The sequence below is a fragment of the Parabacteroides sp. TM07-1AC genome (assembly GCF_003480915.1).
GTDB lineage: Bacteria > Bacteroidota > Bacteroidia > Bacteroidales > Tannerellaceae > Parabacteroides > Parabacteroides chongii.
Map to the genome: position 1 here is coordinate 174,710 of NZ_QUKD01000001.1, position 16,666 is coordinate 191,375.

The window sequence follows — 16,666 nt, forward strand, 5'->3', positions numbered from 1 at the left end:
GATGGTAAAGACATATTTATATCAGTTGACCGTGGCTTCCTGCCTTTTTCTGGCAGCATGCAATGAGAGTAAGACGACGGACGGAAGGTTGCGTGTGATTCCGCTGGGGACAGCGATCGATGCCCGGACGGAGTTGAATGCGTCCGATTGTTTCAAGCAGGTACAGTATGTTCCGTTGGAAACAACCGACAGCAGCCTGATCGGGAAGGGACCTTATGTGCAGGTTATTAAAGACAGGATATTGGTTTCAACCAGTCAGGACCAATGCCTGATGTTTGACAAGGAAACCGGTAAATTTATCAAACAGGTCGGGCATATAGGAAACGATTCGGAAGGCTATAGAAGTGTTTTCTGCTGGGGAGATAATGAAACCGGAATGATTTATTTCAACGGTTGGAATAAAGACCTGGTTTGTTACGATCAGAATGGGACATTCAAGGAGAAGATCAAGATTCCTTTTGAAGTGCAGGGAGCTTCATCAGCTTCTTTTGGTTGTCAGAATGACGGAACGTTTGTTCTGTATAAATCCGTTTTGTTTGGGAAAGGGGAGAACAGTCTGCTTTTCTTTAAGGATAATATGGCGATAGATTCATGTGCTACAAGAATGGCAGTCGAAAGCCAGTCGCTTGATCCGTCTAATATAGCGTCTATAGCTGTTTTAAAGGGTGAGACTGGTGCCCAATTCTATGGACCTACGACCTATGAAGGAGTGCTTGTTCTTGATTATAAGGAACCGGAAACCGGTAACATTATTATCAATGCCAATACCCGTTTATGGCGGCAGGATAAAGAACTTTATTTTGTGGAAGCGTATAACGATACGATCTATCAGGTGAAGGACAGGGCGTTGGTGCCGGCAAGTGTTCTTGACTTGGGGAAATATCACTGGAATTTCTCCGAACGTTTTATGAAAAATAAAGACAATGCCGTTCTGATCACGCAGATACTCGACAGTGAGGACCGGATGGTGATCCGTTTCATTAAGGGATTGTTCCATGAACCGGTGCTGTATACAGCCGTAGTAACGAAGTCTACCGGGGAGGTTAAGGTCGGTTTGTATGCCGATGGTCTGAATGACGATCTGACGAATTACCTGCCCCTGCAACCTATGTCGGTTTCACAGTCCGGAGAATATGCCGGTTTGATTCCGGCGGGTGACGTGGCTGCCTGGTTTGAAGAGAACGGAGATAAAGATATTCCGCAGCAAGTAAAAGCGTTGAAGCGGATAGGAGAGGAAGATAATCCGGTAGTTGTCCTGATGAAATAAAAAAGAGCCGTAAATCATCGAATTTACGGCTCTTTTTGTTTTCTGTTCAATGGGTCATTCTCTTACGATCTGGTGGATTAGGATCGGACTTTTACCAGCCGGAGTGATCGTGAGTGTCTGTATATCGTCAAATGATATCTTGTTCAGCCTTACGTAGCCTGCATATCCACAGTACAGCATATTGTTTTCGCCTTCCTTGTCTTCACCGGAAATGGAAACCATACTATCGTTGTCGCCTGACAGATAGAACTCGATATATTGGTCTACGCCCTCACATTTCACGTTTACTTGCTCGCCCGGTTTCAATGTTTTGTATGAATTCAGGTTGAGATCGTACATCATCAGTTCTTCGTTGATCTCGGGTATTTCCTTTGTCTTTACCGAGAAAGAAGCTACTTTCAATTCCATCTGTTTGCCGGAATTGTTGCGCATCCGGATAAAATGGGCTTTCGGATCGACGTTGCCGGCAGTGAATTTGGTCCGGTCTGCCGGAATATCGGAAAGGGGATTCCAGGTTTTACCGTCTGCCGACCATTCGAATATACGTCCTTCCACATTACTCTGCGGCAGGTTGAAAGTGAAAGATTCAGCTTCTTTCTGAATTTCCCAACCCAGGCCGATATACTGGTCAGGTTCTACTTTGACAACTTCGAGCATAGGAACGTATGCGATCAGATTGTCATCTTCCGACCACGGTTGGTTTTTCAGTTGGCCGACATTCGTAATGGTAGAAGCCGTACTTACCCTGATCTCGTCGGAAGGGGTTTCTGCTGTTGAGAGCAGGTTACGGCTGGTCTGCCGGTATATGTTTTCGATAAGCGGCATAAGTACCCGGGTACTGACTTTAACGCCCTTCTGATATGGATTTTGGTTGAATGAACGGTTGATTAATTTCATACTGTCCATAACGGCCGAAACGGCAAGGAAGCGTTGCCAGGTGTTCTGACGATCTTTCTCATACCAGGCGTGCGCCATACGCAATGCATTGGTACCACATCTGCCGAGCAGTTCGAATTGCATCAGCCAGGGATTGATCTCTTTGATCAGTTCTTTGTTGTCTCCCTGGTTATAGATCAGTTCCGGGGCTGCCTGTATCTGGGCAAACAAGGCTCCGAGCTGGTTGGCATCCCTTTCGCCGAAGTGTCCGTTACGATAACCGGCGAGGAAACGGTCGGACAATGCCTGATAGCGGGTCGATTCTTCCCTGCGGTATAAATGACCGTTAGGACCCGGATCGCTGTTGTTTTCGCAGAACGTTTTGAACGCGATGGCGGCTTTCGGCATCAAATATTCGCAAGCTTTTTCCCACGCCAGTTGCGGGTCGTAGTTATGGATATTCCAGCTATACATGGCGACACCGAACAAAGCTACTTTAGATGCTTCCGCATGTTCCATCGGGTTGGCAACGAAGCCGGACAGGACGTTCGAAGCCTGTGTATCCAGTCCGTAAGCCGGACCCATCAATAAATGGTCGCGGCAGTAGTCGCTTACCGGGAAGTTCCACCAGATATAGGCAGGACGCCGGATACGTTTGTTTACCCATTCGAGACCTTCGAGTGTGATATCGTCTACCACACGGTTTCCGGTCCACATGACCTGAATTGTCGGAAGAAGTTGTTCGCCGAGGATATCCAGGTAATCGGTACGCGCCCACGAACGGTTATATTCGGTCGGGCACATGATCAGCGGCTGGACATCGTTTTTCTTTTCTACAAATTCCTTTTGAATGTAATTCATCAGGCCGGCTTGTTTGGCTGCATTGGTTCCTTCACCGGAAATGTCATCGAAGAAAACGGCAAAGGCACGTACGCCTAAATTGTACATCTGTTCGAATTTGGCAATGACATTGCTGCTGTCGGTTGCATTCCACCGGATATCCTGTCCCGGATGGATCGCCCATACGAAATCGACTTTATTACGGGCTGCCTCGGCTGTCAGTTCCCTGATCTGATTAGCCTGTTCGGCAGGATAGGGTTCGCGCCAGCTGGCACTGTGGAAAGGATCGTCTTTCGGACCGTAAATATAGGTGTTCATCTTGAACTCTCCGTAGAAACGAAGCTGGCTGATACGGTCGGCATGGCTCCAGGGGGTTCCGTAAAAGCCTTCGACGCTTCCCCGGTGAAGCACATCGGGATAGTCTGTAATGGTACACAGGGGAAGCATGCGTTTCCCTGCTTCATTATAGCTGACCAGCTGCTTCAATGTTTGGGCGGCATAGAACAGGGAACGGTCGTCTACGATCTCGATTGTGATCTTTTTCTTGGAGATCTCCAGAATGTAAGCACCGGAACGCTCCATTTCGGGAGTCTTTGCTTTTAGCTTTTTGATTTCCAGCGGCTGTGATTTACCGGATTGGGCGAAAGGCAATGCTTTCTTCAATATCTTCACCGCATCGGCATCCGGATTGCTGATACCTTGCAATGTATATCCGTGGGATGGTATATATTGCTGGTTGGAAATGACAATATGTTGCGGTTGGGGATATAACTCCAAAGAGAGACTTTGGGCATAATTTATTCCCGGAATACAACATACAAGAAGTGTCAGGAGTAGATTTGATAGTATTTGCATAGATCAACGGTTTAAGTGATTAATATTTGACTGTAAAGTTATCATTATTCAATAAAAAAACAAGGATGGAACGACCTATTTCCGTTGTTCCATCCTTGAATAAATATCGTTTGTATTTATTTAGTCGACTGACAGTAATAGTATTTTATTCGACTGATTTCCCCATTCTGTCAGCAGGTTGCGCAAGTTGCTAAATTCTGCAGGCGAATATAATTGCTTGTTCAGTTGCAGGCTGCGTTCAACTTCTGTCTTATCACCGTTTTGCCGGATGGAGATAACTACTTTTCCGGCTCCGTTCTCGATTGTTTTGACAGATTCCGGAGTGGCTAGTTTCATTCCTGCCGGTATTGTCACCGTATAGGCGTAATGTTCGTTCGCTTTACAGGGCAATAGCAGGTTTTCCTTGCGTGCCGTGTTCATATGGCAATAACTGCTGTGTGCCAGGCTGACCGGAGCATCCGGTAATGTGACCATTACATAGCCGTTGTTCGCTTTCAATGTTTGTGAAGATGTTTCCTTTCCTGCATAAGCGGCGATGTTGTCGCCATAATAAGGCAGATAGGCATCACCGATCGTGGCTTTCACCTGCGATTCAGCTTTTTCCGGTGAAACGGAAACGGATACTTCATAATTTATACGGGCATCCGGCGTAGGGATCGTAACCGGAGTTCCTGCGTTGGTCAGACTGATAACCGGTGTTTGGTTGTTCCAGCCGGCTGCTGCCATTTTGCCGGATGTCGGAGACATGATGTATTGTTTGCCGTCTGCATGGGCTATAACGACCAATTCTTTTATTGCATTTAGTCCGAGACTGGCGGGATCGGCGTTCACACGGTAAGAAGCCGCTGTTTCTGCCTGGATGCCGACAGCATTCAGCAAGCCGTTCAGCAGGTTTGTTTTCTCTGCTTCCGTTCCGTAAGCGGAATAGAACAGGTCGTTGATCGAACGGATCTTGAATCCGGCATCGCGCAGAGGAACCTGGCTGTAACCTACGTTTTCAACTACGTGCTGAAGGATTGCCTGTAACTTTTCCGTATCGTTCTTTTTACCGGCTGTCAGATTTTCGGCGATGGCATTCAGCTGTACGTCGGTAGCTGGGGTGAACTGGGCGAATAGTCCGTTCAGGGCTTCTTTGTTGGATGCGTAAGTAGAGGCTGTCAGGAAAGGGATATCTCCATTGGCAGCGGATACAAACATATCACGGGAAGAAGCCGGCAGGTTATTCAGTTTCCAGGTTACCGTTTTCATTCCGCCTTCTGTTGCTACAGTCGGTTTGGAATTGATATTCTGTAATGTGTAAGCCAGCGGTTTGTTTTCCGGTACAGACAGGCTGACCGTATATTCTTTTACCGGCGAAGTCTGTAAAAGTTCGTCGTAGATATCCAGTTCCGGCAGATAGCCCGGTTTGGAAGTCAGGGTATAATCCAGATAGATCGTTGCACCCAGCTCCAGGCCGGTATGGACGACAACCATTTCTTTCAGATGATTGTAGGCCGGAGCGTCGGCTGCCGTGCGGGGTAATACTTCAACAAAGGCATTATCCGGTGTTTTCACGATGTTGCCGTCTTTCTGTTTGGTGTAGGATGCATTGATCTTCAATTCCTGATATTGGGGATTGTATACAATGAAACTTTCTCCGTATGTACCGTTCATGGCGGTGTGAGTGAAAAGGGTAAGTTCCATGTTGTAACGGAACTCCTGGCTTCCGTCCGCATTCAAAATATATGCTTTCGATAACTTTCTGTATTCGGCTTCCGGTGCAGCAAACAGAGACGCTGTAAGGGCAAGCAGACAGAGAAGCAGTGCAAATTTATTTACTATCTTAGTCATCGTCTTTTACTTTTTAATAATTAAATAATCTCCGAACCCTTTATGTGCATTGACGGCTGAACGGAAACCATCCCAGTCGCTTGCTTCGTATACACGTTTCTTTAAAGCGAGTTTTTGATGAAGTGTCACTTTGTCGCCTTGCTGGCTTAATGAGCCTTCGAAGTCGGCAGCGTCGCTTTGCTTGTTTTCGTTTTTAACTTCATTCAGCAGTGTATATCCTTTCGGAAGCTGGATCGTTTCGTCCAGTTCAACCAGGCGTGAACAAGCGTCTTTAAAGCCATACTGACGTTCGGCGAGGTCGGTGTTGATACGCAGGTAGCTTTTTACCTGGTTATAGAGGTTGTTCATGACCAGCGGTTTGAATGCCAGCTCTTCTTTTCCTGCAATCGCATATTCCGGAATTTCGTAGCGGAACGTGATTTTGATAGGGGCAGCCTGATAGTCTTTCGGATCTTTACCATAATCGACGCTGATCAGGCGGGCTTTAGGAGAAACATTCAGCAGCTGGCTTTCCAGCATGTTTTTCCATTGTGACTGCCAGCCACGGGTAAACATTCCGCGGATATTACTGTCCGACTGGCCTTCGGCTGTGATGGTGAACTGCCCGGTCAATGTGCCTTTTGCATCCAGTTTGTTGTTTGCATGAATGCGTACGTAATGGTTTTCCGGAGCGGAAACCGGAGTCAGGCAAAGGTCTGAACCTTCGGGAACACCCGGCAGATAGTTTTGCTGTTGTTCGGCGCTGCTCCACAATTCGCGACAGAAAGGAACCCAGGTCGGATCGAGCGGCATATAGGTACCGTTGGATAACTTAACGACAGCGACGCAATGGTTGAAATGGTCTGCCGGGATACTTTCCACGCGGCTGCCTGCCATTGTCATGGCCGGGTAAGCTTCGAAGCCTGCCATACGCAGGAAGGAGATCAGTGTTCCGGCAATGTCTTTACAAACACCGCAACGGTCGGTATAATTCATTTTGGTATTATGGAGCGTATAGCCTTCGCCTTTCCCCATAGAGATACCGGAATAACGGATATTATCGGCGACCCAGTGGGTGAGGACAGCTATCTTTTCCATTTCGGTTTTCTTGCCTTTGATCAACTCGTCTACTTTTTTCTGGGCTTCAGGTAGTGGAGCAAAGCTTCCGTAATCTTCGTTAACCTTATTGAACCATAGTGATTTATCCTGCCATTTCGGAGTGGATGACATCATCAATTTCGGAGCGGCATCGAACAGGTTTACCATATTGGGTTCCTGCTTGGTCGGCATGATGTCGTTTGTAGAGAATGTGTATGCCTTGCGTCCGTCTTCGTAACGCATGGAAGAAGCACAGTCACCCTGATAGAACTGGAACTGCATTTCTTTCTCCATCGGGATGGATACTTTGTATACTTTGCGCACAGTCGGTTCCGTTACCCAGAAAGGAACGATGTCATAGAATTGTCCGCGCATAGGAGGGATGAAACGGGATTCGTCATCGCCGCCGTCTGCCAATAATGCGTAGGTGAAACCTTTCTTGTCGATTTCATAGTCCAGGATGTCGCCCGGATTCAACTGGCCTACTTCAAGCATGATCTGACGGGCTCCCCAATAGATGGCGCGTGCCGGTGCTGCATAGTCGCAGGCTTGCGTAACATCCAGGTTGATCACGTCGCCGTTGGCACGGTAAACGGTTGCTCTCTTGAACTGTGCAAAAGCCGTCAGCGGATCGTAATCATATTTGATGATGCGATTGGCGACTGCTCCGCGGGGAGTCTGGATCTTGATGGTTTTGCAGACAGAAAAAGAGCCTGAACCGGTCGGTTGTACGGTTACGGATGTACTGTCCAGCAAATTGACGCAATCAAATCCGGCATAAACTTCCGGCTTCTGAAGCGTCGGGTCCGGTGCGAACCGGCAACTTTCTCCACTCTGTCCGTAGGCAGAGGTAAAAGTGAGAAGTGATAATAATATAACATTCAAATGTTTCATAGATTGTTATTTTGTTTATTAGTATTATTCCATTTAATATACTCCCCAAATTCACGGTTTAATATAGGGTTTGTTTTTATAATTCTATATTTAAATCCCAGGAATTCTCTGTTTATTTGGAGACGTTCGATGATGGCTGTCCGATAATCATCTGAAGGATTTGAAAGGAATTTATCTATCAGCTTTTTAAATGAATTGAGCCGTGATAAATAGTATTCGTAGAAATTCTCTTCCATTCTTTTGCGGCTAATGCCTGCCCCATTGAATATGAGTGATAATAGTTTTATTGTCTTATTAGTTTCTATATCATTACGGTTAGACAGGAATAGGACTTTTTTATGAGGGAAATCGTTGGTATGTATAATAAACTCCTCTATTGGGTTCTCCAAAGGATTGAGTAGATCATCATATTTATTAGATTTTTTATTATTGCAGTAGTTGCAGCTTAATAACAAATTTGTCCATTCGGCTTTTAGATGTGGATAGTTTCCTTGTGATTTAAAGTGTTCTATTTGAAAATCAGTAACTAATCTGCGTTCACATATATAACACTTATCATGCTGATCTTCTAAAAGTTGTTTTTTTACATCTTCTTGGTTATATCGCATACAACCATCTTTCTGTAAGGAATTGGGGACAATATTGCTTTTCCTGATTCTTATCATCTGAAATTGCTATTTAGATAAATTACGTTTTATATCATAGTACTCGCTTTTGATGGCGGGTGCAACTACATCTGAGATTTGTTCAAATTCGTTTACCAGTTCTTCCAGTTCTATTTTATCAGAAATAGTAAGTTCTGTCTTTTGCACTAATGATTTCAGAGTATCCAGTTTGATTTGCAGGTAACTGGAGTCTGAGCGGACACCAAAATATCCTTCTGCCAATGCTTCATATGAATAATCTGTCAGATCACCGATTGATTCCTTTCGCTCCAGATCGAATGCAACGGCATTAGGTAAAGAGTTTAGAATAAATGGAGAATGAGTGGTTACGATAAATTGAATATTAGGGAATATATGTGTCAGTAATGGCAATATAATCCGTTGTAACCCTAAATGAAGGTGTGTTTCTATCTCATCAATTAATACAATGCCCTGCTTTTCATATGTACGTGTTAATATGTCAGGCGTTTGCATTTTTAGGATTAAATCAGTTACTATATCGATAACAGCAGAATAACCGGCAGATAGTTCCGTGAATTTAAACTCTTTCCCTACTGTTTGAATTTTAAAACTGTAATCTTTATAATTGAATATAAGCTTTAATGATTTATCTTCAAATATACTTTGTAATAGTTTCTCGAACTCAATAAACCATTGATTTATCTTATCTGCATCTTCTATTTGTTGTTCGTTGCGGGCTAAAGCTTCCTGGATTTTGTAATCAACAAGAAATTTGAGGAATTCACTTACCTTTTTTTCTTTAATGTTATTTATTGGGCGTAAATCTGGTTTAACTGGACTTAGTGGCTCTATCATTTCACTTATACGTTCAGCTTCGTAGAATGTTATAACTAACTCGTGATTATCATAAGCTGATTTTATATTATAAATGTTATTGAATGTCAGTTCTGCTTTTGTATACTTATCAAGAACTCTGTTAGTTGTGTTTAAAGCAGATTTGAGCATCGAAGTATTTCGATTTTCTGGTTTATTGATTGTATCTGATATTTGATGCTCAAGGCTTATTTTTTCTTTTTTCCACGCGTCAATATGTAAAATATCGTTAGAATTCAGAGCTTCTAAATAATCTAATATAGCATTTAATAGAATCGTTTTTCCACTACCATTTTTCCCGGTAATAATAAGATGTTTTTTTTCTTTCTCATCAATAGGGATATTGAAGTTTTCTAAATGAAAGACTTTATTGACTTTGATGTTTGTCAGGAAATAATCCATGATACGTGTAATTTTATGTGTTCAGATTACAAAGTTATTATTTTATTTCATCGAAACTCTATCTATTGTCAATAGATTTCATTGCCAGTATCCGACAGGCTTTCCGGTCTGTTTTACCACTTCCGGTAAGTGGGATGGCATCTACCTGCCTGATGTATTTAGGCTGTTGGTATTTGGGCAGAAGGGGGACGATCCTGTCAGGAAGGCTGTCCGCGTCTGTTGTTTTTTCTACCAATAGCACAATTGCTTCTCCTAATCCCGGATGTGGAATAGCCGTTATTGCAAAGGTAACGGAAATTATTGAACGAAGAGTTTCTTCTATCGATTCTATTTGTACTTTTATTCCTCCGGTGTTGATGGTGTTGTCTTTTCTTCCCAGGATGGTAAAAGTTCCGTCCGGATGTATCTCTGCCAGGTCGTTTGTTGCCAAGGTGTCATCACAAACCAGCGGTGCTTGGATAACCAGTGTTTTTTCGGGCGATAAACATAGTTTTACAGATGAAAAAGGTGTATATGCCGATGAAGCATCCAGACCGTTTAGTTTGCGGAGGGCGATGTGCGACAAGGTTTCTGTCATTCCGTAGGTGGAATAGATCTTATTCGGTAGTTGGCGTATTTCGTCTTCCAGCTCTTTATTGATAGCTCCGCCTCCGACGATTACTATTTCTGTCCGGCAAAGGCGTTCTCTTTCTTCCGGAACTTGGAGCGTGTTGAATACCTGCAACGGGATCATGGCTGTGAAGCGGAGCGGAACATCGACATCTGCCAGCGGATGGCCGGACGGTGTGCGCAGAATGAGATTCAATCCGGCAACAAGTGCACGTACGACGACCATCTTTCCGGCTATATATTGTAAAGGCATACACAACAAGGCGGTATCGCCTTTCTTTAGCTGGAGAAAAGAGCAGGTGAGGATGGCACTTTGCATCATTTGCTCTTTGCGGACGGTAAACTCTTTAGGTGTACCGGTGGAGCCGGATGTATGTACGGTTATGTATGGAGATTCGCTAAACCAGTCTGATAGGAAGTCATAGAGGTCGCGCTGTATTTGTGGTGCGTTGTCCGGAAGCCCGGACCGTAATTGCTGTATATTATCCGCATGGCAAATAATTTCGTTTTCCAAATGTAACTTCTGTTTACTACGGTCTGTTAGGAACTTATCGTTGTACCATAAACAATCTTTCCGAATGGATAAAGGCATCTCTACATTATCTGTAAACAAAGCCCCTGTTCCTAGTCCTTGCGGCAGTGGATTGTCGAATGTGGCACACCATTGTGCTATTGCATTCAGTCCGATATTGGATTCCAGCGCTGAAGTGATCCACCAACCGATATGTTGTTTTTCTGCTTCTTCAATCCATTCCTGACCTCCGCTTATACCGCCGTGCAGAGAGGGTTTCAGTATAATATATTGCGGTCGGATAGCTGATAAAAGTTCTTTTTTCCCCTGTACGGTGTTGCAGCCGATCAGTTCCTCATCCAATGCGATAGGAAGCGGTGTCTGTGCAGCAAGGCGTGCCATCTCTTCCCATTGTCCGGCACGGATGGGTTGTTCGATGGAATGCAGGTCGAGTTCAGACAGTCGCTGCAATTTCTCCAGTGCATCGGTCGGTGAGAATGCACCGTTCGCATCTACCCGTAATTCTATCTCTTTGGCAGAGAAATGGGCACGGATGTGTTTCAGTAAAGCTAATTCTTCCTCAAAGTTGATAGCTCCGATTTTCAGTTTGATGCAACGGAAGCCGGTCTGCATCTTCATCTCTATCTGCTCCAGCATCTTTTTATAGTCGCCCATCCAAATCAGGCCGTTGATGGGGATACCTGTTTCGCCACGTGAAAAAGGAGTATCCCAAAGAGAAAAGTTGCCTGTCCGGAAATGACGGAAAGCTGTCTCCAGTCCGAAAAGGATAGATGGATAGGGACGGAGCGCCTCCGTATCGGGCATTCCGGTCTGTTCCGTTTGTCGGCAGATGTCTGTCAATATTAGTTCATAGTCCGGCAGGTCGTCGCAACTTAATTTTGGCAGTGGAGCACATTCCCCTATACCGACTCGCCCGGGAGCCTCATCAGAGGTAAGGTACAGATACCAGCTTTTGCGCGTGGTGTAAGTTCCTCTCGATGTTCCGGCTGGTTGTTTGAAATGTAGTACTTTCGGTATAATTTGTATATGATAAGACATAGTAGTTGACAGTTGATAGTTGACAGTTGACAGGTGCAGTTTCCGGTTATTTAACTGTCAACTGTCACTTGCCAACTGTCAACTGATTACGGGAACTTTGGATAATCCTCAAACCGGGGACGGCGCTTTTCCAGGAATGCCTTGCCGCCTTCCTGGGCTTCTTCGGTCATGTAGTAGAGCATGGTGGCATCGCCCGCCAGTTCCTGGATACCGGCTTGTCCGTCCAGTTCGGCGTTCAGGCCTGCTTTGATCATACGGAGGGCGAGCGGGCTGTGCATCATCATGGTTTCAGACCATTCGACGTATTCGTCTTCCAGTTTATCCAAAGGAACAACTTTATTGACGAGGCCCATATCGAGTGCTTCCTGGGCGTTATACTTACGGCAGAGGAACCAGATTTCGCGGGCTTTCTTCTGTCCGACAATGCGTGCCAGGTAAGAAGAGCCGAAGCCTGCATCGAAACTGCCTACACGGGGACCCGTCTGTCCGAAGATAGCATTCTCGGATGCAATTGTCAAGTCGCACACCACATGCAATACATGACCGCCACCGATGGCAAAACCATTCACCGCAGCAATAACCGGCTTCGGCATTGAACGGATTTGTTTTTGTACATCGAGAACATTCAGACGTGCCACACCGTCTTTACCGATATAACCGCCATGACCTTTTACATTCATATCCCCTCCGGCACAGAATGCGGTATCGCCGGCTCCTGTCAGGACGATTACATTTATATCTTGGCGTTCGCGGCAGATATAAAGCGCGTCGCTCATTTCGGTTGTTGTAGTGGGAGTGAAGGCATTACGATAGCGTTCGCGGTTGATGGTGATGCGGGCAATGCCTTTATAGAAGTCGAAAAGAATATCTTCGTATTCTTTTATAGTTGTCCATTCTCTTTTTGTTGACATATTATTTTTGCTTTAGTTGATGATAATACTCTTTCAGCAGGCGAACATCTTCGTCTTTATCGGTGAAAACCTCCATCAGGATCGGCTGATTCACCGGATTAGGGTCGGTAAAGACTTTCATCGCTTCTTCCAGCTCTTCCATATTCCGTACGCCCTGGTAAAGGAATCCCCGTTCGGTTGCCCAGCCTTGTGCCGATGTCTTATGCGTTGCTGTGACAAAACGGTGGGTCTTGTCAGACATAGACAGTCCGGGAAGAGCCTGGAATATCTCACCTCCGCCATTGTTCAGCAGCAGGATACGCAGATTGCAACCGAAGTTACTGTTCCAAAGCGCATTCATGTCATAAAAGAAACTCAGGTCGCCGATTACGACAAAGTTCAGCTTGTCGGATGCAACCGCATAACCGATAGCGGTAGACAAGGAACCTTCTATGCCGCTTGTTCCCCGGTTACAGCAGACTTCCACCTCTTCGGGCAAATTGTATAACTGTGCGTAACGCACCGTCGAACTGTTACCCAAATGTAAAGCGGACGGGGTAGGCAATGATTTGATCAACTCACCGATCGCTGCCATTTCTGAGTAAGCAAATTCCGGTTGCGGAAGCTCTTTCGTATTGTTTTCCCAAACCCGGGGAAACTCAGTCGGTTTATTTTCCAGGAGATAAGCGATTTTTTCCAAAAATTCGAACGGGTCCATCTCTATCACGGTTGTCATGGAACCATACAAGTCGGCTACTTCGCCATCCGCAGATACATGCCAGTGTTCTTTTGGAGGATTTTCCCGAAGGAATTTCTTCAAACGCTTGGAAACGATATGACCTCCATAGGTAATAACCAGCTCGGGAACCATCTTATCCAGTGTCTCTTCAGGCAAAGCATAGAGTGCTGCATCGAAATTCTTAACCGGAATGCCGGGAATTGTTTTATTGCTGGTATGTTCAGTCAGCCAGGTAAAATGTTTGTAGAGCAGTTTGGATATCTTCTTTTCAAAAAGATAGATCAGACTCATCTGACCGACAATGATCATTCGTTTGTTGTATTTGTTCAGGCGTTCGATCAGCGTATTGTATTCCCGGTCGTATACGTTCAATCCCTGATAACGGGTAATGACACGTACTTCCGGCAGTTCGGCAGTCGTAAACCGGAACAGTGGTTCTGAGATGGGTATATTAATATGTACCGGGCCTTTACCATGATGATTCAGTTCCAGTAATGCCTCGTTGACAAGCCGGTTGCAATACCATTCATCTTCGTCAGTATGTATTTCCGGCAGGTTGACGGACTTCTTGACCAGTGAGCCGAACACACCCGGTTGCGGTAATGTCTGCCCATCCATTTGTCCGATCCATGCACCCGGACGGTCTGCCGATATCACGACAAGGGGAACATGCTGATAGTAAGCTTCCGCTACTGCCGGATGGATATTCAACAGGGCTGTACCGGAAGTGCAACAGACGGCAGCAGGTTTTCCGCCATGCAATGCGAGCCCCATCGCAAAGAATCCCGCACTTCGTTCGTCTGTTACAGGATAGCAGGTGAAGAACGGATGGTTTGCCAATGTGTGTACTATCGGAGAGTTACGGCTACCCGGACATAATACGATTTTATTTATATTATGCTCTTTGAGCAGAGCCACCAACTGAAGAATATTTTTCTTATCGGTATACATATCTTATTAATCTATTCTGTTTACTCACAAAAGTACATAATTCTACAACAATGCCCGCATGGTTTGCAATTTGTCTTCGGTCTCCTGCCATTCATCGTTAAGCATGGAAGAAGACAATAATCCCCCTCCGGCATAAAGCGTGAATGTATCTTCTTTGATATTCATGCAACGAAGGTTGACATATAAATTGGTTCTGCCTTCCGGATTCAGCCAGCCGATGAAACCGGAATAGTAACGCCGGTCGTATCCTTCGTGCTCCAGGATAAAGCGGTAAGCATCTTCTTTAGGAAGTCCGCAAACTGCAGGAGTAGGGTGTAACAGACTGAGCAGACTGCCTAATTTGCTATTACTGTCGAGCTTGAATCTGAAATCACTTTTCAGATGGCATAATGCGCCGGCACGTGCCGAATAAGGACCTTCCATGGTTGAGTCGATACCCAGCGAAGTCAGCTGGTCGTGAATGTAAGTAGACACCAACTGTTGTTCACGTATGTTTTTTTCATCCCAATAGGTCGGCATCTCTCCGTTTTGCAAAGGCTGTGTTCCGGCAAGGGCAACTGTATGCCATTCGCCTTGCTCTCCGGAGAGAATAATTTCGGGTGTTCCTCCCAACCATGTTCCTGTTTGAGGAGTATGACAGAGATAGACATACGAGCGGATGTACTGTTCGCAAGCTTTGTAAAACGCTTTGGCAGGAGAGAAGCCGGCTTTCCTGTCGAGTGTCAGACTGCGTGAAAGGACTAGTTTATCGAGCGTTTTTTCCTGCAAAGGTTTGATAAAGGAACCGAAACAATCGGTATAGTTGTCTTTTGTCTTTCTTTCGGATGAAATTTCAGTTTCATTCGGATGAAACTCTAAATCCATTCGAATGGAGTCATTCGGACAGCTCTCCGGTAACTCGGAATAATCGCGCCGGATCAGTACGATCGGACAGTCCCGGCTTACCCGAAAGGGAGCTATGACGAAACCCTGCTGTTCGTTCAGGTCTTCGATATCATATAAAAGGCAGGCAGAACCGGAAGCTTGCATGACGAACTTGGGAGAATCTTCTCCCGGAATCCGATAAATTGCAAAACTCCGCCCCTGCCTGATCAGTGTATCAATAATTTGGTACTTATTTGTTTCCTCTGAAATCATTTCTTTTTTAATATACTATTCACTACACGTATGGAAGATACCAGTTTGTCGGTAGAGGTAAACACATCCACGTTCCATACATGTGAAGAACGGCCTTTGTGGATAATAGTCCCTACGGCACGAACGGTATCTCCTTCATGGGCCGACGACATGTGGTTGCCGCTGACCTGCATGCCGACAACGATCTCGTCCGGTTTTGCCAGGATCATGGAACCCAATCCGGCAACGGTTTCAGCCAGAGCCAACGTGGCACCACCATGCAAGATACCGAAAGGCTGGCGTGTACGTTCGTCGACTGGCATCGTTGCTTCCACACGATCCTCGGAGGCATAGGTATATTGAATACCCAGGTTACCCATCAATGCATGTTTGGCACGCATATTCAGCTGGTCCAAAGGAACCTCTGTCGGTTTGATGGCTGCCAGGATCGCAGTCTCCACAGCTACTGCCACACCGTCCATGTCGTTAGCCAAGGTGGTAAAATCCGTACAGCTCTTCACTGAATCGCGGGCGTTACCCATCGCAACACTGGTGCCTGCAAGCTGCAACATCGGAACGTCGGCAATACCGTCGCCGATGGCAACAACCTGTTCGGTCGTTATTTTCAGCTTTTCCATCAATACGCCCAAGGTGTTTCCTTTGTTGATGAACTGGGGAACCACTTCCAGGTAATAATCTTCCGACCGGAATACGTCCAGTACGCCATCCAACCGTTTCTTCCAATGATTTTCCAAACCAACCAATTCCTCTTCGTTGTCACTGGCGAGGACACATTTGCAGGGACTGAAGTCGACAGCCTCCGGGAAATTATCGACACCGATCACACGCATATTGTTCAGGGCTGCTTCTTCCTTCACATGCTTGTTGTCGGGTTTGTCGGTCAGGATATAATCTTTATGGTAAGTGAAAATGGCAAAATCGTTTTTCTTTGCTTTCTTGTCCAGATAGGGCAGCATTTCCGGATTGATACGTTTTTCAAAAAGCAATTCACCTGTTTGTACATTGATGATCTGTCCACCGTTATATGAAAGAATGAAACCACCGTAGTGATCCAGTTCCAGAGCCTTAGCCAGCGGCATGACTCCGTTGGTCGGTCTGCCGGATGCCAATACAATATGTATTCCCATCTGCTGTACTTTCAGTAAAGCAGCCTGGGTACGGGCAGTTATCTCTTTATTACTATTGAGCAATGTCCCGTCTACGTCTAAAACTAATAATTTGTACTTCATG

The 16,666-nt window shown here is 45.5% G+C and carries 11 protein-coding genes and 1 pseudogene; 1 reads left to right on the forward strand and 11 read right to left on the reverse strand.

Annotated elements, in window-relative coordinates; translation table 11 throughout:
* Position 1: 1 nt before the first annotated feature.
* On the forward strand, positions 2-1,267 hold the full coding sequence (locus DXD68_RS00755) for a DUF4934 domain-containing protein (RefSeq protein WP_122359857.1): 1,266 nt from the start codon (positions 2-4) through the stop codon (positions 1,265-1,267).
* Positions 1,268-1,321: 54 nt separating this feature from the next.
* On the opposite strand, the gene DXD68_RS00760 is transcribed toward DXD68_RS00755, so the two are convergent.
* The 11 genes and pseudogenes from DXD68_RS00760 to DXD68_RS00805 all read right to left on the reverse strand — a co-directional run bounded on the left by DXD68_RS00760 (position 1,322) and on the right by DXD68_RS00805 (position 16,665).
* Positions 1,322-3,838: a beta-N-acetylglucosaminidase domain-containing protein gene (locus tag DXD68_RS00760; protein WP_122359858.1), complete on the reverse strand. Its 2,517-nt coding sequence runs from the start codon at positions 3,836-3,838 to the stop codon at positions 1,322-1,324.
* A 120-nt stretch (positions 3,839-3,958) separates the two neighbouring features.
* Complete coding sequence (locus DXD68_RS00765) at positions 3,959-5,668, reverse strand: DUF3857 domain-containing protein (protein WP_122359859.1); 1,710 nt, start codon at positions 5,666-5,668, stop codon at positions 3,959-3,961.
* Between the two features lie 6 nt (positions 5,669-5,674).
* Positions 5,675-7,639 (reverse strand): DUF3857 domain-containing protein, encoded by a 1,965-nt coding sequence (locus tag DXD68_RS00770; RefSeq protein ID WP_122359860.1) that lies wholly within the window; start codon positions 7,637-7,639, stop codon positions 5,675-5,677.
* A complete protein-coding gene (locus DXD68_RS00775; RefSeq protein ID WP_122359861.1) occupies positions 7,636-8,304 on the reverse strand; it encodes an HNH endonuclease in 669 nt (222 codons plus the stop codon). Before DXD68_RS00775 ends, DXD68_RS00770 begins: the two co-directional genes overlap by 4 nt.
* 9 nt (positions 8,305-8,313) lie before the next feature.
* Entirely contained in the window at positions 8,314-9,540 is a 1,227-nt protein-coding gene (locus DXD68_RS00780) for an AAA family ATPase (RefSeq protein ID WP_122359862.1), read from the reverse strand.
* A 58-nt stretch (positions 9,541-9,598) separates the two neighbouring features.
* On the reverse strand, positions 9,599-10,663 hold the full coding sequence (locus tag DXD68_RS24375; RefSeq protein WP_233576995.1) for an AMP-binding protein: 1,065 nt from the start codon (positions 10,661-10,663) through the stop codon (positions 9,599-9,601).
* A 42-nt stretch (positions 10,664-10,705) separates the two neighbouring features.
* Positions 10,706-11,719 (reverse strand): annotated as a pseudogene (locus DXD68_RS24380) (o-succinylbenzoate synthase); the annotation flags it as partial.
* An 86-nt stretch (positions 11,720-11,805) separates the two neighbouring features.
* Positions 11,806-12,630, reverse strand: coding sequence for a 1,4-dihydroxy-2-naphthoyl-CoA synthase (gene menB / locus DXD68_RS00790; RefSeq protein ID WP_122359864.1), 825 nt, complete (start codon positions 12,628-12,630; stop codon positions 11,806-11,808).
* Position 12,631: 1 nt separating this feature from the next.
* Positions 12,632-14,299: a 2-succinyl-5-enolpyruvyl-6-hydroxy-3-cyclohexene-1-carboxylic-acid synthase gene (gene menD / locus DXD68_RS00795; RefSeq protein WP_122359865.1), complete on the reverse strand. Its 1,668-nt coding sequence runs from the start codon at positions 14,297-14,299 to the stop codon at positions 12,632-12,634.
* Between the two features lie 42 nt (positions 14,300-14,341).
* Positions 14,342-15,436 (reverse strand): isochorismate synthase, encoded by a 1,095-nt coding sequence (locus DXD68_RS00800; RefSeq protein ID WP_199715336.1) that lies wholly within the window; start codon positions 15,434-15,436, stop codon positions 14,342-14,344.
* Positions 15,433-16,665 (reverse strand): Cof-type HAD-IIB family hydrolase, encoded by a 1,233-nt coding sequence (locus DXD68_RS00805; RefSeq protein WP_122359866.1) that lies wholly within the window; start codon positions 16,663-16,665, stop codon positions 15,433-15,435. The genes DXD68_RS00800 and DXD68_RS00805 overlap by 4 nt, the downstream gene beginning before the upstream one ends.
* Position 16,666 lies beyond the last annotated feature (1 nt).

What these genes read in the sequence shown, in the direction of transcription:
- DXD68_RS00755 (WP_122359857.1), top strand. Translation starts at nt 2, where the DNA reads ATGGTAAAGACATATTTATATCAGTTGACCGTGGCTTCCTGCCTTTTT.
- DXD68_RS00760 (WP_122359858.1), bottom strand. Translation starts at nt 3,838, where the DNA reads ATGCAAATACTATCAAATCTACTCCTGACACTTCTTGTATGTTGTATT.
- DXD68_RS00765 (WP_122359859.1), bottom strand. Translation starts at nt 5,668, where the DNA reads ATGACTAAGATAGTAAATAAATTTGCACTGCTTCTCTGTCTGCTTGCC.
- DXD68_RS00770 (WP_122359860.1), bottom strand. Translation starts at nt 7,639, where the DNA reads ATGAAACATTTGAATGTTATATTATTATCACTTCTCACTTTTACCTCT.
- DXD68_RS00775 (WP_122359861.1), bottom strand. Translation starts at nt 8,304, where the DNA reads ATGATAAGAATCAGGAAAAGCAATATTGTCCCCAATTCCTTACAGAAA.
- DXD68_RS00780 (WP_122359862.1), bottom strand. Translation starts at nt 9,540, where the DNA reads ATGGATTATTTCCTGACAAACATCAAAGTCAATAAAGTCTTTCATTTA.
- menB (WP_122359864.1), bottom strand. Translation starts at nt 12,630, where the DNA reads ATGTCAACAAAAAGAGAATGGACAACTATAAAAGAATACGAAGATATT.
- menD (WP_122359865.1), bottom strand. Translation starts at nt 14,299, where the DNA reads ATGTATACCGATAAGAAAAATATTCTTCAGTTGGTGGCTCTGCTCAAA.
- DXD68_RS00800 (WP_199715336.1), bottom strand. Translation starts at nt 15,436, where the DNA reads ATGATTTCAGAGGAAACAAATAAGTACCAAATTATTGATACACTGATC.
- DXD68_RS00805 (WP_122359866.1), bottom strand. Translation starts at nt 16,665, where the DNA reads ATGAAGTACAAATTATTAGTTTTAGACGTAGACGGGACATTGCTCAAT.